The 19,964-nt window shown below is 68.6% G+C and carries 14 protein-coding genes; 12 read left to right on the top strand and 2 right to left on the bottom strand.

From position 1 onward, the window contains the following. Positions 1-136: 136 nt before the first annotated feature. Positions 137-820, bottom strand: a complete 684-nt coding sequence (locus tag OXN85_14785) for an esterase (GenBank protein MCY3601230.1) — start codon at positions 818-820, stop codon at positions 137-139. 79 nt (positions 821-899) lie between these two features. On the opposite strand from OXN85_14785, the gene OXN85_14780 reads away from it, so the two are divergent. Together OXN85_14780 and OXN85_14775 are read left to right on the top strand one after the other, a co-directional pair. Beyond that, positions 900-1,361: a thioesterase family protein gene (locus OXN85_14780; protein ID MCY3601229.1), complete on the top strand. Its 462-nt coding sequence runs from the start codon at positions 900-902 to the stop codon at positions 1,359-1,361. A gap of 96 nt (positions 1,362-1,457) precedes the next feature. After that, positions 1,458-2,519, top strand: coding sequence for a hypothetical protein (locus OXN85_14775; GenBank protein ID MCY3601228.1), 1,062 nt, complete (start codon positions 1,458-1,460; stop codon positions 2,517-2,519). A 52-nt stretch (positions 2,520-2,571) separates the two neighbouring features. Here the strand turns inward: OXN85_14775 and OXN85_14770 are convergent, their stop codons facing one another. Beyond that, the gene (locus tag OXN85_14770) at positions 2,572-5,502 is read right to left on the bottom strand and encodes an FAD-binding protein (protein MCY3601227.1); all 2,931 of its coding nucleotides are present in this window, start codon (positions 5,500-5,502) and stop codon (positions 2,572-2,574) included. 50 nt (positions 5,503-5,552) lie between these two features. Between OXN85_14770 and OXN85_14765 the strand changes: the two genes are divergently transcribed. The 10 genes from OXN85_14765 (at position 5,553) to OXN85_14720 (ending at position 19,741) form a co-directional block, all read left to right on the top strand. Next, on the top strand, positions 5,553-6,722 hold the full coding sequence (locus OXN85_14765) for an aminotransferase class V-fold PLP-dependent enzyme (GenBank protein ID MCY3601226.1): 1,170 nt from the start codon (positions 5,553-5,555) through the stop codon (positions 6,720-6,722). Further along, a complete protein-coding gene (locus OXN85_14760) occupies positions 6,719-7,780 on the top strand; it encodes a TRAP transporter substrate-binding protein (GenBank protein ID MCY3601225.1) in 1,062 nt (353 codons plus the stop codon). The genes OXN85_14765 and OXN85_14760 overlap by 4 nt, the downstream gene beginning before the upstream one ends. Before the next feature lie 28 nt (positions 7,781-7,808). Then, positions 7,809-8,348 carry a TRAP transporter small permease gene (locus OXN85_14755; protein ID MCY3601224.1) on the top strand — a complete coding sequence of 180 codons (540 nt, stop codon included), beginning with the start codon at positions 7,809-7,811 and terminating at the stop codon, positions 8,346-8,348. After that, positions 8,345-9,628: a TRAP transporter large permease gene (locus OXN85_14750; GenBank protein MCY3601223.1), complete on the top strand. Its 1,284-nt coding sequence runs from the start codon at positions 8,345-8,347 to the stop codon at positions 9,626-9,628. The genes OXN85_14755 and OXN85_14750 overlap by 4 nt, the downstream gene beginning before the upstream one ends. 201 nt (positions 9,629-9,829) lie before the next feature. Next, on the top strand, positions 9,830-10,828 hold the full coding sequence (locus tag OXN85_14745; protein ID MCY3601222.1) for a carboxypeptidase regulatory-like domain-containing protein: 999 nt from the start codon (positions 9,830-9,832) through the stop codon (positions 10,826-10,828). 26 nt (positions 10,829-10,854) lie between these two features. Beyond that, complete coding sequence (locus OXN85_14740; GenBank protein ID MCY3601221.1) at positions 10,855-13,458, top strand: TonB-dependent receptor; 2,604 nt, start codon at positions 10,855-10,857, stop codon at positions 13,456-13,458. Between the two features lie 585 nt (positions 13,459-14,043). After that, positions 14,044-14,577 (top strand): sigma-70 family RNA polymerase sigma factor, encoded by a 534-nt coding sequence (locus OXN85_14735; protein ID MCY3601220.1) that lies wholly within the window; start codon positions 14,044-14,046, stop codon positions 14,575-14,577. A gap of 11 nt (positions 14,578-14,588) precedes the next feature. Next, positions 14,589-16,760, top strand: a complete 2,172-nt coding sequence (locus OXN85_14730) for a zf-HC2 domain-containing protein (GenBank protein MCY3601219.1) — start codon at positions 14,589-14,591, stop codon at positions 16,758-16,760. A gap of 283 nt (positions 16,761-17,043) precedes the next feature. Continuing rightward, entirely contained in the window at positions 17,044-18,573 is a 1,530-nt protein-coding gene (locus OXN85_14725; GenBank protein ID MCY3601218.1) for a BF3164 family lipoprotein, read from the top strand. A gap of 94 nt (positions 18,574-18,667) precedes the next feature. Beyond that, positions 18,668-19,741, top strand: a complete 1,074-nt coding sequence (locus tag OXN85_14720) for a hypothetical protein (protein ID MCY3601217.1) — start codon at positions 18,668-18,670, stop codon at positions 19,739-19,741. The last annotated feature ends 223 nt before the right edge of the window (positions 19,742-19,964 follow it).

Raw genomic sequence — 19,964 nt, 5'->3', positions numbered from 1 at the left:
GTTGGGTCGTGGAAAGGGATGCCTTCGACATCCCGTATGTGGTTCAGTACGACATCGTCCGGTAGCCCCGGCTTTAGTTAGTTGGTCGGGGCGGTGGCGCCGCAGCGCTAACCCGGGACGTTCCCGCGGGAACGTCCTATCCGATCTCTCCGGGATCGGCGAGACGCTGCAGGGGCCCGGCGTCGAGGCGGTGGCCGCCGGGGTAGGTGTGGGAGGTGAATGCAATGCCGGCCGCCTCCAGGCGCGCTTCATGGGCGTCGATGGCGGGGCGGTCGTAGTACTCGTCCTCGTCGCCTACGACGAGGTGGAGGTCGGCGGCGGAGAGCGTGTCGCCGTGTTCGCTCAGGTCGAGGTCGGGCGGGACGGTGGCGCCCCACAGGATGGCCCGGTCGATGCGGGCGCGGCCGAACGCGACCCAGCGGCACAGGGTGTGAACCCCCTGCGAGAAGCCGAGTCCGACGATCCTCGGAGGCGCCGAGCCGCCTGACGTCTGCCGGGACTCCTCGGCGATGACGTGCGCGTGGAGGCGGTCGAGGTAGCCGACGTAGTCCTCTATGTCCGTGAGACGGTCCTCGCTCGTCATCCATGAGGCGCCGACCTTGCGCGACTCGTGGTCGACGTAGTGACGGTGCAGGCCCTCGGGGGCGACGATGCAACGCGAGCCCTCGTGAATCGGCTGGAAGTAGCGCAGGAAGCGGTGGGCGAGCTGGTGGTATCCGTGCAGGGCGAACCAGATCTCCGTCGCCGGCCGCACCTGCGGCTTGAGCACGGCGAACCGCACCCGCCGCTCGATCGTGATGTGCCTCGGTTCAACCGACACCGCACCTCCCGGCCCGCCGACCCTGGTGTCGTGACCAGGTCGCGGGCTGCCAGGGTTCGAAGGGGTGATAGATTGCCGCATGGCTTCCGAGTTCGTCTACACGCGGCGCGTGGAGTTCGCGGATACGGACACCGCGAACCTCATCCATTTCACGGCGCTCCTGAAGTTCATGGAGGAGGCCGAGCACGCGCTCTACCGGTCGTTCGACCTCGTCGGCTTCCGCTGGAACGAGGACTCCGTGTTCGGGATGCCGCGCGTCTCCGTCTCGTGCGACTACCTGGGCGCCGTCCGTTACGGCGACGAGGTCGACGTGAGACTTCGGGTGCGCGAGGTGCGCCGCAAGGCGATCCGCTACGCCGCCGAGTTCACGGTCGACCGCTCCGAGGGGAGGGAAGTCGTGGCCCGCAGCGACTGGACCGTCGTCTGCGCCCGCCGCGAGCACGGCAGCCGCGACTGGCGGGGCATCGAGATCCCGCCCCCGCTCAAGAAGCGCCTCCAGACGATGTCCGCCGTCCCCGAATCGAACATCTCAGGACGGTAGGGGGGCAGAGTGGGCTGGTCCCGTCGTGTCGGCGTCGCGTTGTTCGCCGGCGGGATGTTCTTGATCCCGGGCTGCGGCTCCGAGTCCGGCGCACCCGTGACCGCGGACACGGCGGGGCCGACGCTCACTGCCGTCGACAGTATTCTACTGCCGGAAACCGACACGCTGTACATCGGCAATCCGTACACGCCGGTCATCGACCCGTTCGACGGGTCCTTCTACATACCGGATCTCTTTTCGGGAAGACTCCTCAGGTTCCGCAGAGACGGTAGCCTGATGCTGGTGTACGGACGGCCGGGAGAGGGGCCGGGGGAGTTTCGCGGCGGCCCAGGGGTTCCGATGGTGCTCGACGACTCGACCGTAGCCGCACAGGTCACAAGCTCGCGACGAGTGAACATCTTCGACCGAAACACCGGAGAGACCATTCGGGTTGTGGACTTTCCCGCGCTGGGCGGAATCACGCCCCCGGTGGTGATCGGCCAGGACGTCTGGATGACGGATTTCGAGCTCCAGCGCGAAACATCGGTGACTCGTTGGCGGCCGGCCACGGACGAATTCTCGAGCATGGGCGGACTCCCGGAGCAATACGCCGCATCAGTCAGGAGCGGCAACTGGGCGTATGCGACCCTTTTTCGGATCAGTTCGCTTGCGTACGCCGACGGACGGTTCGTGCAGGGCTGGTCCGGACTGGACGAGATGTTCGTCTTGAACCTGCGGGGCGAAGTGGTGGACACGCTGGACATCCCGGTGGCGCGGAGGAAGGGCGTTCCGGCCGACCTCAGGGAACGCATCGACATCGAGCGCATCCCGGGCCGCGAGCAGTTGGAGGAGAGTTCGCAACTGCGCCAACTTTTTCCGCGGCCGGCCGGCGGTTTCCTGTTCACCCACCACGACCAGACGGCACTGAAGATGGAACCGATGCCGGTGCTCACCGCCAAGACCTGGGTCGGGATCCTTTCGCCAGACCTCTCACAAGCGTGTGTGGACACCCTCGTGCCGCACGACTTCGACATTCGGCCGATGGAGACCTTCCGGGGCGATACGCTATTCGTTCTGGACCGGCGAATCGACGATTCGGAGAAGCTTCAGACCTGGATTCTGATGTACCTGGTCTCGGACGAGGAGTGCGACTGGCTGAGCACACGGCCCGGAGGGTAACGCCGGATCACCCGTCTCCCTTCACTCGTCCGTGCCGAGGATGCGCGACGGGTCAAGGAGGGAAAGCGGCGGCGTCGAGGACCGTGACGACGTGGCGGCCCGTTGCGTTGGCGAGATCGGCGACCTGGTGGCGGCAGCTTGTGCCGTTGGCGACGAGCCATTCGTCGTCGCGCAGTTCGCGGACGGTGGGGAGGAGTTCGAGTTCGGCGATGCGGCGGGAGATCCCCCCGTGCTCCGCCTCGTAACCGAAGGAACCGGCCATCCCGCAGCAGCCGGCGGGGATCGCTTCGACCTCGAGGTCGGGGATCGCGTGGAGGACCTCCAGCGTCGGGCCGTCGGCGCCGAACGCCTTCTCGTGGCAGTGGCCGTGGACGCGAACGCGCCGGACGGGAAGGGGAGCGAGGTCGAGCCGGTCGAGCGCCGCCGCTTCGACGAGCCATTCGGTCAGCAGCCGGGCCCGGTCCGCGATGTCGGCCGCCTCGGGCCCGGAGTCCAGCGCGGGCAGTTCATCGCGCAGCGTGAGCAGGCATGACGGTTCCAGCCCCACCACCGGAATCCCCCGCGCCACGAAGCGGCTCAGCGCCCGGACGGTGCGGTCGAGTTCGACCCGCGCCTCCTCGACCAGGCCCGCGTTGAGGAAGGTGCGCCCGCAGCAGAGCGGCCTGCCCGCGGTATCGGCCTCCTCCACCCGATAGCCCGCCCGCGTCAGCACTCGCACAGCGGCGCGGGCGTTCTCAGGCTCGAAGTAGCGCGTGAAGGTGTCGACGAAGAGCGCGACCCTCGGACCGCCATTCTCGCGCGCGGAGACCCGGCCGCGCAGGGAAAACGGCTGTGACGACCAGCGGGGGAGCGGCCGGTCGGCCGCCAGACCCGCCATGCGCTCGCCGAGACGCGCCAGAATGGGGATCCGGTTCCGCAGGTTCACCAGCGGGGCCACGCGCGAAAGCAGCGGCGCGTAGCGGGGCAGATACGCCAGTGCCCGGTCCCGCGGCGAGAGCGGTTGCTCGGCTCGCAGGCGGTGCAGGAACTCCACCTTCATCCGCGCCATGTCGACCCCCGTCGGACACTCGCGGCGGCAGCCCTTGCAGCCCAGGCAGAGGTCCATCGCCTCGTACAACTCCGGCGATGTCCACGGGTCTTCCCCCAACTGCCCGGACAGCGCCAGCCGCAGGGCGTTGGCGCGCCCGCGCGTCGAATGCCGTTCGTCGCTCGTGGCGCGGAAAGACGGGCACATCACGCCGGGGCTCCGCTTTAGGCACGTCCCGTTGTTGTTGCACATGTCGACGGCCGGCGAGAACCCGCCCCACGCTCCCCAGTCGAACGCCGTCGGCAGCTTTCGGGTCTCCAGTCCGTACCGAGCCCGCAGCAGCGTGGGGTCGTTCATGCGGGGTGGGTCGACGATCTTCCCGGGGTTCAGCCGGTCCTCCGGATCGAAGCGGCGCTTGATCTCTCCGAACGCGGAGACGAGGCGCGCGCCCAGCATCGGCTCGAGGAACTCCGACCGGATCCAGCCGTCCCCGTGTTCGCCGGAATGGGATCCGCCCAGTTCGCCCGCGAGCGCGAAGGCGTCCACCGCGATCGCGCGCAGCCGCTCCACATCGTCTCCGTCGCGCAGGTCGAGCGCCGGCCGCACGTGGAGGCAGCCGACCGAGGCGTGCGCGTACCACACGGCGTGCGTGGCGTGGCGGTCGATGACCTCCGTGAGCCGGCGATACCACTCCGGCAGCCGCTCGAGCGGGATCGCGCAGTCCTCGATGAAGGCGAGCGGCTTGCGGGCGGCGGGTTGGGACATGGAAATGCTGAGCCCCGCCTTGCGCATGGCCCAGATGCGGGCCTGGAAGGCGGGGGACTCCGCGCGCGTGACGCCCACGGCGATCCCGCCCAGCGCGGACTCGAGCGCCGAGAGGGAGGCCGAGACGCGCTCCGGGTCGTCCCCCGCGAACTCGACCACGAGGATGTCGCGCGGCGGGCCGCTCCCGTCCTCCCCGAGCTGCCGGAGCACCCGCTCGAAGCTCGGCATCTGCGCGGCCAGCCCGAGCACGGTCGCGTCGAACAGTTCCACCGCCGTCGGTTCGAGCGCGACGATCGCCGGCACCGCGGCCAGCGCCTCGCCGGTCCCGTCGAAGCGGCACACGCCGAGCGCGCGCACGGAGGGAATGGGCTGAAGGTCGAGTTCGAGCGCGGTGAAGAGCGCGAGCGTCCCCTCCGAACCCACGAGAAGATCCGACAGCCCGGCGCCTTCCCGGCCCAGGCGGTGCAGCGCATAGCCCGCCACGTGCCGGGGGACGTCCGGCACCCGCCGCGCCAGTTCGTCGGCCTCGCGCCGGTAGAGCGCCCGCATGTCGGCCCCGAGGCTGTCCCCGGACGCCCAGCTCGCCCCGGCGTCGCGGCGGAACTCGGCGCGCCGGCCGTCCGCGAGCACCACCTCGATGCTCCGGACGTGCTCGACCATGTGGCCGTACCGCACCGAGCGCGACCCCGCGCTGTTGTTGCCGGCCATCCCCCCCAGCGTGGCGCGGCTCGATGTGGCCACGTCGATCGGGAAGAAGAGCCCATGCGGCCGCAGGAAGGCGTTCAGCCGGTCCAGCACGATCCCCGGCTCGACCACGATGCGCCGGGCGGCCGGATCGAAGTCGAGCACCCCGTCCAGCCCCCGGCTCGTGTCGAGGATCACGCCCCGCCCGATCGACTGGCCGCTCTGCGATGTCCCCGCCCCGCGCACGACGACCGAAGTCCCGTGCTCGCCCGCGAGTTCCACCGCCCGCCGCACGTCGCCGGCCGATTCCGGGAACGCGACCCCCAGCGGCTCCACCTGGTAGATCGACGCGTCCGTGCTGTACAGCCCGCGCGTGAAGCGGTCGAAACGGACCTCTCCCCGGAGCCCCGCCCGAAGTCGAGCTTCGAGCCGGGCCTCGCGTCGAGCGTCGGGTCCGGGCCGGGGCCGTTGCGAACCGGCGCGGTCGTGAGAGATTGGGCGGGTCACGAGCCAAGTTGTATCGGCGGAAGCCCCGACCTGACAAGAGCGAGCCACCGTTGACCTACCGCAGCGGCAGACACTTCCTGCAGCTTCCGGGCCCGACCCCGGTGCCCGAGCGCGTATTCCGGGCCATGAACCGGTCCGTCATCGACCACCGCGGACCCGAGTTCGGCGAGATGACGCTCGGGTTGTTCGACGGGTTGAAATGGGTGTTCGGCGACCCCGCGCACGTCTTCATCTTCCCATCCTCCGCGACCGGGTGCTGGGAGAGCGCCCTCGCCAACGTCCTCTCCCCCGGCGACCGCGTCCTCCTCTGGAACAACGGGTTCTTCGCCTCGAAGTGGGGAGAGGTGGGACGGGCCCTCGGGCACCGGGTGGAGGCGATCGACGGCGACTGGCGGCGCCCCGCGGACCCGGAGAGGATCGCGGCGCGCCTCGCGGACGACACCGAGCGGCAGATCCGCGCTGTCCTCGTCGTCCACAACGAGACCTCGACGGGCGTCACCAGCGACATCGCGGCCGTGCGGAAGGCGCTCGACGAAGCCGGCCATCCCGCCCTCCTCATGGTCGACGCCGTCTCCTCGCTCGCCGCGACCCCCTTCCGGCAGGCGGAGTGGGGCGTGGACGTCACCGTGTGCGGCTCCCAGAAGGGGCTCATGCTCCCGCCCGGCCTCGGGTTCTGCGCGGTGAGCGAGAAGGCGCTCGCCCGCCACCGCGCGCGCCCGGGCACGCCGCGCGCCTACTTCGACTGGACGGCGATGTTGCGGGACAACCAGGGCGGCTACTTCCCCTACACCCCGCCCACGACGCTCCTCTACGGGCTCGAGGCGTCGCTCGCGATGCTGCGGGAGGAAGGGGCCGACGCCACCTTCGCCCGCCACGCGCGCCACGCCGAGGCCACGCGCCGGGCCGTCGCCGCCTGGGGTCTGCGCAACTACTGTCAGGATCCGAAGGCGGTGTCGAGCGCCGGGACGACCGTGATGGTCGGGGACGGGGAGGATGCCGAAGCGTTCCGTCTCACCGTGCTCGAACGTTTCGACATGTCGCTGGGGACGGGTCTCGGCCCCCTCAGGGGGAAGGTGTTCCGGATCGGGCACCTCGGAGATCTCAACGAACTCACGCTGATGGGAGCGCTGGCGGGGGTGGAGATGGGACTGAAGACGAGCGGAATCGCGCACGAACCCGGCGGTCTGGCGGCCGCCGCCGACTTCCTGGCCGGGGCATGAAGCGGCCCGTGGGACGGACTCCGGTGCTCGCCGTCACGAAGCTCGCCGTCGCGTCGGTCGCCGCGGCGTTCGCCGGCTTCGGGTGCGGAGGGGGCGGGGAACCGGGGGTCGTCGAACTTTCGCTGGGCCACGTCGGCTCCCCCGGCTCGCTCTACGACGTGACGGCCAACGAGTTCGCGCGCCGCGTGAACGAACGGCTCGCCGGCCGGGCCGAGCTCCACGTCTACGGCGCAAGCCAGCTCGGCGGCGACGACGCGATGCTGCAGCGGCTGCGGCTCGGCACGCTCGACATGTCCATCCCCTCCACGATCATGTCTTCGATGGTGGACGCGTTCGGCCTGTTCGAGATGCCGTATCTCGTCCGCGACCGCGAGCACATGAGACGGATCGAGGCAGCCGTCGTGTGGCCCGAACTCGCGCCCCGCGCGGAGGAGGCCGGCTACCGGATCCTCGCGGTGTGGGAGAACGGATTCCGTCACATCACGAACTCCCGCCGACCCATCCGCGGGCCGGAGGACCTGAGCGGGATCAAGCTCCGGACGCCGCGCGGCGTGTGGCGCGTGAAGCTCTTCCAGGCGCTGGGCGCGAACCCGACGCCGATGCCCTTCTCGGAGGTCTTCGTCGCGCTCCAGACCGGGGTGATGGACGGGCAGGAGAACCCGCTCACGCAGGTGACGAGTTCCAAGCTGCACGAGGTGCAGGACTACCTCTCCCTGACCGGGCACGTGTACAGCCCGGCCTTCGTCACGACGGGCGCCGGGCGCTGGGAGCGTCACCCGGAGGATGTTCGCGCCGAGGTGGAGGCGATCGCGCGGGAGATGCAGGCGTTCGTGTACGAGACGGCCGCGCGCATGGACGGCGAGTTGCTCGCCGAGCTCGAGGCCACGGAGATGGAGATCAACGAGGCGGATCCGGCCCGCTTCGAGTCCGCCAGCGAGCCCGTGTACGACGAGTTCGCGGCCACCGTCGAGGACGGACAGTCCCTCATCGACAGGGCGCGGGCCGAGGCCGCTCCGGAGGCAGGATCGGAGGCAGGATCGGCAGAGGCGGGCTCATAGCCGGCCCGACCGCCGGGTCGCCATCCCCATGCTGAGGACGGGCGTTCGGCGCTTCCTCGAGGGGGCGGTGCTCGTCCTGCTCGCCGCGCTCGCCCTGGTCGTCGTCGTGGGGGTCGGCTTCCGGAAGGCGGGGGCGGCGCTCGTGTGGTACGACGAGGTGGCGTCGATCCTCCTCGCCTGGCTCACCTACTACGGGGCGGCGCTCGCAGCGCTGCGCCGGGCGCACATCGGCGTGCCCACGCTGACCCAGCACTTGACGGGGCGCGCGCGGCTCGCCGTGGTGCTCGCGGCCGAGGGCGCCATCATCGCCTTCTTCGCCGCCGTCGCGTGGGCGGGCTGGCAGGTCGTCCGCGTGCTCGAGGGGACGACGCTCGTGAGCCTGCCGTCGGTGCCCGCGGCGCTGGCGCAGTCGGTGATCCCCATCGGGGCCGTCCTCTTCATCGTCGCGCAACTTCTGGGGCTGAGGGACGCGCTCTCCCCGGAGGACGCCCGCTCCGGGGAGACGGTCTCGGCCGGTGATGCGACTGGTGAGGCGGCCGGTGAGGCGATCGGGGAGGGGGAGCCGTGACGCTCCTCGCGCTCTTCGCCGGCCTGCTGCTTCTCATCGCCGTCGGCGTCCCCATCGCGGTCGCGCTCGGGATCGTCGCGCTCGTCGCCATCGTCGCCTCGGGCGGCGTCGCCATGCTCCCGAACGCGGGCCTCGTGCTGTTCGACGGGGCGACCTCGTTCCCGCTCATCGCCATCCCGCTCTTCATCCTCGCGGGCGCGATCATGAACGCGACCGGGATCTCGCGCCGGCTCATCGCCTTCGCCTCCGCGATCGTCGGGTTCATCCGCGGCGGCCTCGCGATGGTCGGCATCTCCGCCTCGCTCTTCTTCGCGGAGATCTCGGGCTCCGCCGTGGCCGATGTCGCCGCGCTCGGCTCCATCCTCATCCCCGCCATGAAGAAACGCGGCTACCGGACGCCCTTCGCCGCGGCCGTGACGTCCTCCTCGGCCACGCTCGCCGTCATTATCCCCCCGTCCATCCCCATGATCCTGTACGGCGTCATGGCCGAGGCCTCGGTCGTCGAGCTGTTCGTCGCCGGCATCGTGCCCGGGGTGCTCGGTGGCCTGCTGCTGATGTTCGTCGCCTGGCTCTACGCCCGCCGCCATGACTTCCCCGTGGAGGGACGGTTCGAACTCCGCCGCGTATGGGCGACGGCGCGCGAGGCCGGCTGGGCCCTCCTCCTGCCCGCGATCATCCTCGGCGGGATCTTCAGCGGCTGGGTGACGGCGACGGAGGGGGCGGGGCTCGCCGTCGTCGCGTCGCTCGTCGTGGGCGGGCTCATCTACCGCGAACTCGACCTCGCCCACCTGCGCGAGGCGATGCTCGAGGGCGGCGTGCAGACGGCCGTCGTCATGCTCCTCGTCGCGACCTCCGCCCTGCTCGGCGATTACCTCACCGAACAGCGGCTCCCGCAGCAGGTCGCGGCCGGGATCATGGGGCTCACGGAGAACAAGTGGCTCATCCTCGCGCTGCTCAACGTCTTCTTCCTCGTCATCGGCCTCTTCCTGCACTCGGCCGCGGCGATCATCCTCGTCGTCCCCATCGTGATGCCGCTCGTGCGCGCGGCGGGGATCGACCCGGTGCACTTCGGCCTCATCGTCACCCTCAACCTCGGCATCGGCCAGCAGACGCCGCCGGTGGCGAGCGTGCTCGTGACCGCGTGCTCCGTCGCCAAGGCGGACATCTGGGAGGTGAGCAAGGTCAACCTCCGCTTCGTCGCCGTCCTCGTCGCCGTCCTCCTCCTCGTGACGTACGTCCCGGCGATCCCCCTCGCCCTCGTCGACGTCTTCTACCACTGATGTGACGCCGTGCTCGCTGGCGGCGTCATAAGCTGGAGGCGTGTGTCCTGCCCGGGCGCACGCGCGCGGGACAACGCGAAAGGATCGTCCATGGACAGTGGCCCGGGAGGACTTCGATCCCCGGGGCGACCTCGATCGTTCGAACGAGCCGGCGCGCGACGGCAGGACCGCCTTCCCCAGGGGCACCGCATCGTGTCCGCAATGCTCGTCGCGCCGATCTGGGCTGCGGCGCCCCCACCCCTGGCCGGACAGGAGGCCGCGGACTGCGGGGACCGAGCCTCGCTCATTGTCACCGTCCGGGACGACGCCGGGACGATGGGGATGCCCAACGCGACGGTGGTGTTGCGCTGGACGGATGCCGTTCGGAGGCCCGTGCGAGAAGCCGCCGACGTAACCGGGCACCTCGTTCTCTGCGTTCCGAGGGACGCGCGGCGGGCTACGCTGTGGGCCGAGTTCGGAGACGCTTCTAGCGAGGAAGAGACAGTGGTCATCGTGCCGGGAATGCGGCACGAAGTCGAACTCCGACTCGTGCTGGCGGAGAGAAGAACGGGCCGACTCATCGGCCAGGTGCTCGACGCCCGAACCCGCCAGCCCGTGGTTGCGGCCGAGGTTTTCGTTCCGGACCGGGCCGAACGCGTCGAGAGCAACCGGAGGGGCCGCTTCGTCCTCAGCGCGCTGCCCGTCGGCGAGCACGAACTCTCCGTCCGGCACATCGGCTACGCCCCGCTCACGTACGCGGTCATGGTCCGACAGGGCCTTACGACGGAGGCCGAGATCGCTCTGTCGGCGGACCCCGTGGAACTGGCGCCCCTCGTCGCAACGGTGGAGAGGCCGCGGAGGCTGGAGATCAAGGGGTTCTACGAGAGAAAGTACTGGGGTGAACTGACCGGGCTCGGCACGTTCATCACGGAAGAGGACATCGAACGCTGGCGCCCCCTTCGAGTGAGCCACCTCGTGAGCATGCTCGTTCCGAGCGTTGCGCCGGGGCTGAAGAACCGGAGACGTTTCTCGGGTGCGGGCCTGACCTGTCCCATGGCCGTATATCTGGACGGCATCAGGCTCCGGCAGGGTGAACTGGACCAGTTCGTGAAGCCGTTGGAAGTCGGCGGGATCGAGGTCTACAAGGGGCTGGCGAGTCTCCCGGCCGAGTTTGGAGGGTTCAGAAACCGGTGTGGCGCCGTCGTGGTGTGGACGAAATGAATCCGGTGTGGTCCCGGAGCGTCCGCGTGGTCGGGCCGCTTGTCGCGATCGCCGCGGTGCTGGCCCTGCCATCGGCGGCGGCCGCGCAGCGGATCAGCGGAACGGTGCGCGAAGCCGACGGGGGGCGCCTCATCTCGGCCGGTTTCGTCAGCCTGCTGGACCGGTCCGGCGCGGCCGTGGAGGCCGACTTCACCGCGGCTGCCGGCGCCTTCTCGTTCCAGGCGCCCGGCCCCGGCGAGTACCGCATCCGCGTTGAGCGCATCGGATACGCCGACTGGGTCACGGAGCCGTACGCCGTCGCCGCTGGGCAGGCCCTGGCCATCACCGTCGACGTCCCGCGGGAGCCGGTGCGGCTCGGCGACCTTCGCGTCGAGGTGACGGGCGCCTGTCTCGACGATCCGCGGCAGGGCGAGGCGCTTGCCGTCGTGTGGGAGGAAGCGCGCAAGGCGCTCGAGACTGCGGTCTGGGCCGAGGATCGCGGCGAACTCACGTTCACTCTCACCGAATTCGAGCGCACCGTCGATCCGCGTTCTCTCGTCACGCTGGGTTCCGAGACCCGCACACGCCGCAATGTGCGACCGCCGCCCTTCCGGAGCCTCCCCGCCCGGCAACTCGTGACCCAGGGTTACGCCGTCGTGGACCGGGACTCCTCCGTGTTCCATGCGCCGGACGCGACCGTCCTCCTGTCGGAGGAGTTCAGGGATGCACACTGCTTCGGCCTGCGGCGCGACGAGGTGGAAGGCGAGGCAAGACTCGGAATCACCTTCCGCCCCAGCGGCGGGAGCAACGTGATCGGGATCGAGGGGACGCTGTGGCTCGACGAGGCGAGCGCCGCGCTGCGCGAGGTCGAGTTGCGGTACCGCAACGTCCCGCTGCCACGGGGGACGGATCGACGCCGGGTCGGCGCGAACCTCTTCTTCGACCGGGTGCCTGGCGGCCCGTTCTACGTCCGCGACTGGTGGATCCGCTTTCCGATCCGGGGGCGTTCACTCCGTCCAGTCTTCGCCGGCCTGACCGGGGACCCGGAACCCGTGCTTGCGGCGTATCGGCAGACCGGCGGCAGCGTCGTAGAGGCCTTCGCGGGCGGACGCTGGTTTGGAACCGGTGAGGGCGTAGTCGCCGGCGTCGTGCGCGACAGCATCGGCGGCGAACCGCTGCCCGGAGCGGACATCGTCCTGCGCGATTGGGACGACGCAGTGGCCTTGAATCCCAGGCCGGAAGCCGCCGAGGCGCCTTTCAGCGCGGTCACCGACGACGCCGGCGCCTTCCGCGTGACGGGGCTTCCCGATGGCGTCTATGCGCTCGGCGTGGGCCATCCGAGGTTGCGGACGGCCGGTTTCCGGCCGGACGAAAGGCGCGTGGTCGTCGACGACCGCAGGAGCGAGGCCCTGGAACTCTGGACACCCTCCGCCGAGACCGTCTTCACGCGGACCTGCCCGGATCTGCCCTCCTACGGGAGCCGGGGCGCGGTGGTCGGGGTCGCGCGCGACCCCGATACGGGACTCCCCGTCCCGGGTGTTGCGGTCGAGGCCCTGTGGCGGACCTGGACGATCCGGCTGGTGGGAGGGACGGTCGACGTCACCGAGCGGACGGATAGCGCCAGTGACGTGTCCGGCGAAGAGGGCGAATTCGTGCTCTGCCGCATCCCGCTGGGCGAACCGGCCCTCCTCCGGCAGGCGGGGGCGGACGTGGGCGTGGAGTTGGAACTGCTCACCCGGGTTGCCTGGCAGGATGTGCAGGTTGACCCCGCGCTGCCCATCGAGTCCCCGGAAGAGCTGCCGACGTCGGCCGTCCAGGAAGTCGCAGGCGCATCGACCGAAGAGGACGTGATCACCCTCGAACCCGGACTGGTCCACGAAATCGAACTGCGGTCCCTGGGCGAGACGGAGATGGGACGGCTCCTCGGCCGGGTGCGCGATGCGCGGAGCCACCGTCCCGTGGCGGCGGCAGCCGTGTCCGTCACCGATCGCCGGGAAGGGGTGCAGGGCAGGGAGGAGGCGCAGGGCCAGGAGGAGGCGCGGAGCGACAGGAGAGGCCACTTCGTCCTGGGCGAGCTCCCCGTGGGCGAGTACGAACTTTCGATCCGGCACATCGGCTACGAACCGCTGACGCACGGCGTGACGGTTACCCCGGGCCACACGACGGAGGTGGACGTACGCCTCTCGCCAGACCCTGTGGAACTCGCGCCCCTGGTGGCGACGGTCACGAGGCTCCGACGGCTGGAGATGCAGGGATTCTACGAACGGAAACACTGGGGCGATCTGACCGGGCTGGGCACATTCTTCACCGTCCAGGACATCGAGCGACGGAATCCGCTCCGCGTCACGGATCTCATCGCGGACGCGCCGGGAGTTCGGGTAGGCTGTCAGGGACGCAAGTGCGGGGTGTTCAGCAGGAGAGTCTCGAGCGGCTTCGGCGGCGCGGGCTGCGAACTGAACGTGTACGTGGATGGCGTCCTCGTGATCCGGTCGGGCGACGGCCGCTGGGGCAGCAACCCCGCGTCCGTAAACGACTTCATCCTGCCGCTCGAGGTCGGGGGGGTCGAGGTGTACAGCGGCGCGGCGTCGCTTCCGGCGGAGTTCTCCGGCTTCGACAGCCGCTGCGGCGCCGTCGTCATCTGGACGAAGTAGGGCGCGATGTAAGGTTTTTCGAACCGGAGGCGTTTGTGTTATCGGAAGCGCCGTTTCTGGCGCGCTTTCGGTAACGAACGACAAACCCCAAAGGAGAGAAACATGCGACCCGACCACCGCCGCGGCGTGATCCGTCTCGGCTAGACCCGCGCGCACGACGGCTCCCCGCGGAGCCACGCGAAGCGTACGGCCGGCCTGCCCCGGTAGCTCGGGGCAGGCCGCCGTGTGTCGCCCCGCCGGCAGGTAGTGAGCGCTCCCGACACGTCGAGTTGGCCCGTCGTCGTCGGGGGGCCAACGGCAGCGAGCGCCGTCCAATTTTCGACCGCGTTATCCGAAATCTCCCCACTCCTATCACATTGCTATAGCACTACTTAGAGATTCGATGAGCTTCGTCGAGGGTTCATTCCGTCCAGAAGCGCCGGAGGAGCCCGATGCAAGTTTCGCCCTCGGGCGGGATATAAGATGTAGAGGGAAGATCCACGGAGGCAGCATCGGCTTCCGACACAGAGCCCCGACGGCGAGAGGAAGATTCTCCGTGGAGCGAGTCACTGGGACAGGCCTGGTTGTGCGAGGTGGCGCGGCTTGATGACCGCGTCCCGGGAGAAGCGATTGTCGCGCAGGGCGGCGCGCAGCGACCGCTCAGCGTTGCGGTCCCTGTACGAGGAGTACTCGGACCAGTTGTTCGCTGTCGCGTACCGTTTGACGGAGTCGTCTGCCGATGCTCGAGATGTAGTACACGATGTCTTTGGTGACCTTCCCAAGCTCCTTCGGCGGTTCAATGGCAAGCGGCCGCTGGGCCCATGGCTTCGTTCCGTGACGGCTCGCGCCGCTCTCAAACACCTCCGGGCGGAGCGAAGACGACATGAGACGACGATGGCTGTGGCGGCTGACGACGGCGAGGTCGTCACGTCGCCGGAATTCCCGGTCTTGAACTCGATCGCAGTGGAACGCGCGCTGTCTTCGCTGACGGAGGAACTGCGGACCGTTGTCGTTCTCAAGGAGATCGAGGGGTGTACGCACGGGGAGATTGCCGAGCTTCTCGATATCTCGCGCTCGACCTCGGAGTCGCGGTTGCACAAGGCGCGGAAGCTGCTTCGTGCGAAGCTGTTCGAGCAGTAGGGAGCTGTAAGATGGAATCCTGCACACAGTTTGATGAGTGGACCCTGAACCGCTACGCGGATGGGGAGTTGCCCGAGCCCTACGCCGCCGCCGTGCGGCAACACCTTCGTTCGTGCGCGGTCTGTCGGCGCGAGGTCCAGCTCATTCGCGAGTTGAGTGCCGCGCTCCGTAGCATGCCGACGCCGAAGCCGCCCGATGGACTGTTCGAAGAGATCTTCCCCGTGGAAGCGGACAGTGCCGCCCCCATCCCCTTCGCCGCTGCGCAGGCGGAGCCGGCCGCGTTCTCACGAAGCCTGGTTGCGTCCTCCCGGGCCCTGACTGTCTCGGCGGGGGCCCTCATGCTGGCCGTGATCGTGGCGGTCCTCGCGTTGACGCTTGGACCCGAGCGGGCCATGGCCGGTTCGAGCACTCTGCGGTTCCACCACGAGGAGCCGGGCGCGCTCACGCTCCGTTACGAGACCGTCTCGCCGCTGGCGGCGGAACCCGGCCTCCGGGTGCGGCTGCGTTACTGGGTGCCCGACTCCCTCCGCGTTGCGCAGACCGAACCCGGATATCGCGTGGTCGAACTCTCCCGGGAAGACCCCGGCGTCTTCTCCGGAGCGGTGGCCCTGCCCCCCGGCACCGTGTACGCGGCCGCCGCCGTCGAACACCCGGACGGAAACTACATCGACAGCGATTTCAGCCGGTCTTGGGAGTATCTCGAGACGGATCCAGAAGGCCGAGCGACGCTCGAGGCCCGCCTGTACCAGGTGCTGGCCACCTCGCGTCTGAACCCCACCCGGACCGTCGAGGTGACCGAGCAGGCGCTGTCGGAGTACCCTGAGCGCCCCGAGCTATGGGCAGCCCTCCTCCTGTACGGGCGGGGTGCGCTGCCCGAGGACTCCGGGGAGATCCCGCCGGGCGCCCACCGCGAGCGTCTGGAACGGATGGATGCGGCTGCGCGGCGAAGCGACCCCGGGCCGGGCGAAATGCACGCCCTGAGCCTCTACGCCCGCCTCCTCGGACGGGGCGAGGTCGAGGCGTATTGGCGGAGCGTACTCGCCGCCAAACATCCCCGGCACGAGTACGCGTCGCAGGTACGTCTGGAGTCGATCCTGATGTCGTCGACGTCGGCTGCAGAAAAGCTGGACGCGCTGGACCGGAGCTGGAGGCTCGCACCGATGCCCTCAGTAGCCCAGGTCGGACTGCAGCTTTCCCAGGAGGTGGCCGATCCAGTCCGTACAAGGGTCTGGCTGGAGAGGTACGCTGCCAATCCCGTGATTCGAGACTCCCGGCTCGACGTCGAAGTGGCGGAGCGCATGGTTGAAGTACCGCCTCTTGGGCCGGTCGCCGAGGAGTGGATCCTGCAACAGTTGAACGGGCGGCTGGACTGGCTCGGCAGGGATCGGCCGCTCGCCGGTACGCGAGCCAACTTCGAGGCCGAGGCCGCCGAGAGTCGGGCCCGCCTGCACGTGCTTCTCGGACGGCTGCGGGTGGCTCGTGGTGACCGCGCGGGGGCGCTCGAGGCCTTCGAGCGCGCCGCCGAACTCAGCTGGAATCCCCGTGCGTTCGTGGAGTTGGCCCGATTCCACGCGGAGGCCGGGTCCTCGACTCGCGCGACCCAGTTGCTGGCGCTCGCGCAGGCGGACCCCGTCATCCCTCTCGAACCCTACGTGCCTGAGGGAGAAGATTGGGCGACCGCACCGACGGAGGCCGGATTGGCTGTAGCTCGCGCGGCGTGGCGAGAGCACTTGGCATCGTCACTGCTCGATGAGTGGGTCAACGGGGGCGCGACGCTCGAGATTGCCTCTGAACAAGAGAGGACGTTGCACGAGGTGACCGGCGGCGACGTGACGCTGATCATCCAGACCCTTCGACCGAGCTACGTCCCCGAGGAGAGCCTGGAGCTGCTGCGGGTCAATGGTCCGGAACTGGCGGCGGCTGGTGCGCGAGCGTTGCTGGTTACCGTCAATCCTGATTTGCGGCGCGGGGATCAGGCCGCCTCTGAGGCCGGCACTTCGGGGCTACCCCCGTTCCTGTATGACAGGCGATCCGAAGTCTGGGAAGCGCTGGGCGCCTGGCGGGAGGTGCAATTCTTCGTCGTGGACCGCGGTGGCACCCTGCGATATCGCGGGGAGGCTCTCGCACCCGCGCTCCGCATCGCACTCATGCTGGGGGATCATCCCCCGGCGTCGGCCGGGTAGCCGGCAGCACTCGATCCTGGAGGGAAGGCGATGAGCTTGAAACGTTTCTTGGCCACGGCAGCGTTCGCGACAATCGTCGCGATTGTTCCCGTCACCGCGGATGCGGATGCCACCGCCCGTCTCGGGCTGTCCGCCGCGTCGTGCACCCAAGAGGGGTGCGGTAGCATATCCAAGATGGACTGCATCTGCCCGGATATGCAGGAAAGAAACCGGCTGCCGCGCTGTGTTGAGCCTTAGTAGCGTTGCGACGAGGCGGTCAGCGATCGGGCTGTCGGCCGTCGCGGTGTTGGCGATCGGCGCGTGTCGTCAGGCGGAACCGGCCGCGCTGGCCACCGACAGCCCGTCCGCGTTGACGCCGGACGCCGTCTTCGCGGACGACTCGCTCGGCTGGATCGTCGAGATCGGGTTGGCCGGGGGCCGCGTGGTGGCGCTGGACGCGATGCTGGAGCCGTCGGTTCACGTCGTCGATCTCGAGACGCCGGGGCGCCTCGGTTCCTACGGCCGCCAGGGCGACGGGCCGGGCGAGTTCAAGGACCCGGAGCAAGTCGTGATCGGGGCCGCGGAATCGCCCGACGAGGTCTGGATCCTCGACGGCATCCATCAGCGCCTGACGCGGTTGTCCCTGCCGGAGATCGAAGCGGGGGCGGAGGTGAACCCCGAAACCGTCCCGCTGAACGGTCCGACCGCCGGAGCGCTCGTGCGCGCCTCCGACGGGACGTGGTTCGCCGGCGGATGGATCACGGAGGGTCGTATCGGTCGCTACCACGCGGACCGGAGCTACGACCGCACGATCCTGGGCTTCCCGCCCGACGTGGCGGAGGCGCCGGGAACGACGCTCCCGCAGGCGTACGAGAGCTGGGTCGTGGCCGACCCCGAGGGGGAACGCCTGGCCGCCGCGACGCTCCTCGGCGGGCTGCTCGAGATCTTCGACCGCGACGGCGTTCCGATCGCCCGGGCGGCGGTGCCCGACCCCTTCCAGCCCGCGTGGGCCCAGGGACAATCGAGCAGCGGGCAGGGCGTCATGGCCGTAAGTCCGGAGACGCGTTACGGCTTCACGGACCTGGCCGCCACCCGACGCTACCTGTACGGCGTCTTCTCGGGACGGAGGGTGGATGAGGACGGGCCCGTCTGGGCGTCGCGGGAGGTGCAGGTCTACACCTGGAACGGCACACACGTGAAGACGCTGCGCCTCGACCGCGCCGCGGAGGCCATCGCCATCGACGCCTCCGACACGTGGCTCTACGCGAGCGGACTCGAGGCGTACGAGAGCCGCGTCGTGGCGGACCCCGCCGGGGGCCGGCTGGCGGCGGCTACGCTCCTTGGAGGGCTGCTCGAGATATTCGACTACGATGGCGCGTCGATCGCGCAGGCCGCCGTGCCGGACACCTTTCAGCCGGTGTGGAGGCAGGGACGATCACGGGGCGGGAGGGCCGTCATGTCTCTGGGATCGGAGGCGCGCTACGGATTCACGGATCTGGTCGCGACAAGGCACTACGTGTACGGCCTGTTCTCCGGCCGGAGCGTGGATGAACTCGGGGCTCCATGGGCCACGACGGCGGTGCAGGTCTACACCTGGGATGGCGACTACGTGAAGACCCTGCCTCTAGACCGGGCTACGGAGGCCATCACGGTGGATGCCTCCGACACCTGGCTCTACGCGAGCGGACCCGAACCCACCCCGTGGGTCGGTCGATTCCGGCTGCCGCCGACCTTCACCCCGAGCATCTGCGGACCCACGCGGGCGCGGAACCGAAACGCTCGGTCCTGCGCCTCCAATCGAAACCCAAAGAACGGAGACATTATACATGATTGAGCCACTGCGATCAGATCTTGGGCAAGATGCAGACCCAAGAACGTCGTGCCTTCCCCCATACGTTTAGGAATCCAGGAGAAAGCGAGTACAACTCATGAAGCGTTCGACACGCGGTAGTTGCGCGACTAAGGTGGCGCTGCCAATGCTCCTCGGTCTCTTGTGGCAGCTGCTCGAGGCCTCCATAGATCCGCTCGCCGCCCTGCAGCAGGCGCAGTTCGACGAGGGTTTTCCCTTGAGAGTGGAAGAGATCTCTATCGTCGGTCTCGAACATGAACTCGGAATCGTCGCGGATGCTGCTCTCGGCCCAGACGGGTCGGTACATGTCGCCGACATGGGAAACGCGGAGGTTGTTGCCTTTGACCACACCGGTGACCTAGCCTGGCGGTCTGGGGGATCTGGCGATGGCCCCGGCGAGTTTCGCGCCCTTTATCGACTAACCGTCGCTGCTGATGGCACCGTATACGTCTACGATCCCTCTGCTAACGCGATCTCCCGCCTCTCGTCGGCAGGATCGTTCATCGACCGACAGCAACTGGCTTTCGGGTTCGCCAAGATGGATGATCTCGTAGTGGATGGAGATGGCCGTCTGGCCATCGTAGGCATCGCGCCCCGAGGACCATCACCGGATTCCGCGATTCATGTCTTCGATTCAGAGTTGCTGTACGTCAGCTCATTCGCTCCTGCGCCAGTAGCTGCCAACCCCATGTCGCTCGCCTATTCTGGCGCTGGAACCATCGCGTTAACTCCTGATGGCCGCGCGCTCTTCGTACGGCGTCTGCCGTACGAGATTCATGACTATTCCCTGACTGGAAGACGCTTCACGGTCATTGAAGCACCCTTCTCATACGACTTGACACCAGATGACGCGATCTCAATCACCGAACAATCAGACCGTATCGAGTTTGGGCGACCCACGTCGGAGGTGCCCGTTTTTCATGCTGCCATTTCACTAACTGATTCGACGTTTGTTGTCGGTCGGCGCGAGGGAACGTCGCGTTATTGGGATTTGTTTACTCGTGACGGGCGTCACATTGCCTCTACGTCAGTGCCAAACGACTGGGGTGTGATGGTCGGTTACGACTTAGGTCGACGTGTGCTGTGGGTCCTGGGCGAGCACCGATTCGAACCTGTTCTCCGCCGGTTGCGACTGGACCCGAAAGGTCTTTAGCAGCCTCAACTAATCAAACTTTGACTGGAGTTACCATGACCATTAAACGACTCGCTGTACTCGTAGCGCTTTTCTTGGTGTGTGCTGCAGTGCCGAGTAAGGCAGAGGCGCAAATCTGTGACGAAACATGTGGAATCTTCATAGATTGGGACGGCACTTGGTTGGGATTCGGGTGTCTTACGGGAGGAGGTTACTTTGTCAACTGTCAAGCCACAGCGGACAG

This window comes from Candidatus Palauibacter australiensis, assembly GCA_026705295.1.
GTDB classification, from domain to species: Bacteria; Gemmatimonadota; Gemmatimonadetes; order Palauibacterales; family Palauibacteraceae; genus Palauibacter; species Palauibacter australiensis.
The sequence above is the reverse complement of the archived record's forward strand: the minus strand, read 5'-3'. Positions and strand labels throughout refer to the sequence as shown.

Coding starts and splice junctions, on each gene's coding strand:
- OXN85_14780 (MCY3601229.1), top strand. CDS start 900: ATGGCTTCCGAGTTCGTCTACACGCGGCGCGTGGAGTTCGCGGATACG.
- OXN85_14760 (MCY3601225.1), top strand. CDS start 6,719: ATGAAGCGGCCCGTGGGACGGACTCCGGTGCTCGCCGTCACGAAGCTC.
- OXN85_14755 (MCY3601224.1), top strand. CDS start 7,809: ATGCTGAGGACGGGCGTTCGGCGCTTCCTCGAGGGGGCGGTGCTCGTC.
- OXN85_14745 (MCY3601222.1), top strand. CDS start 9,830: ATGCTCGTCGCGCCGATCTGGGCTGCGGCGCCCCCACCCCTGGCCGGA.
- OXN85_14735 (MCY3601220.1), top strand. CDS start 14,044: ATGACCGCGTCCCGGGAGAAGCGATTGTCGCGCAGGGCGGCGCGCAGC.
- OXN85_14730 (MCY3601219.1), top strand. CDS start 14,589: ATGGAATCCTGCACACAGTTTGATGAGTGGACCCTGAACCGCTACGCG.
- OXN85_14720 (MCY3601217.1), top strand. CDS start 18,668: ATGAAGCGTTCGACACGCGGTAGTTGCGCGACTAAGGTGGCGCTGCCA.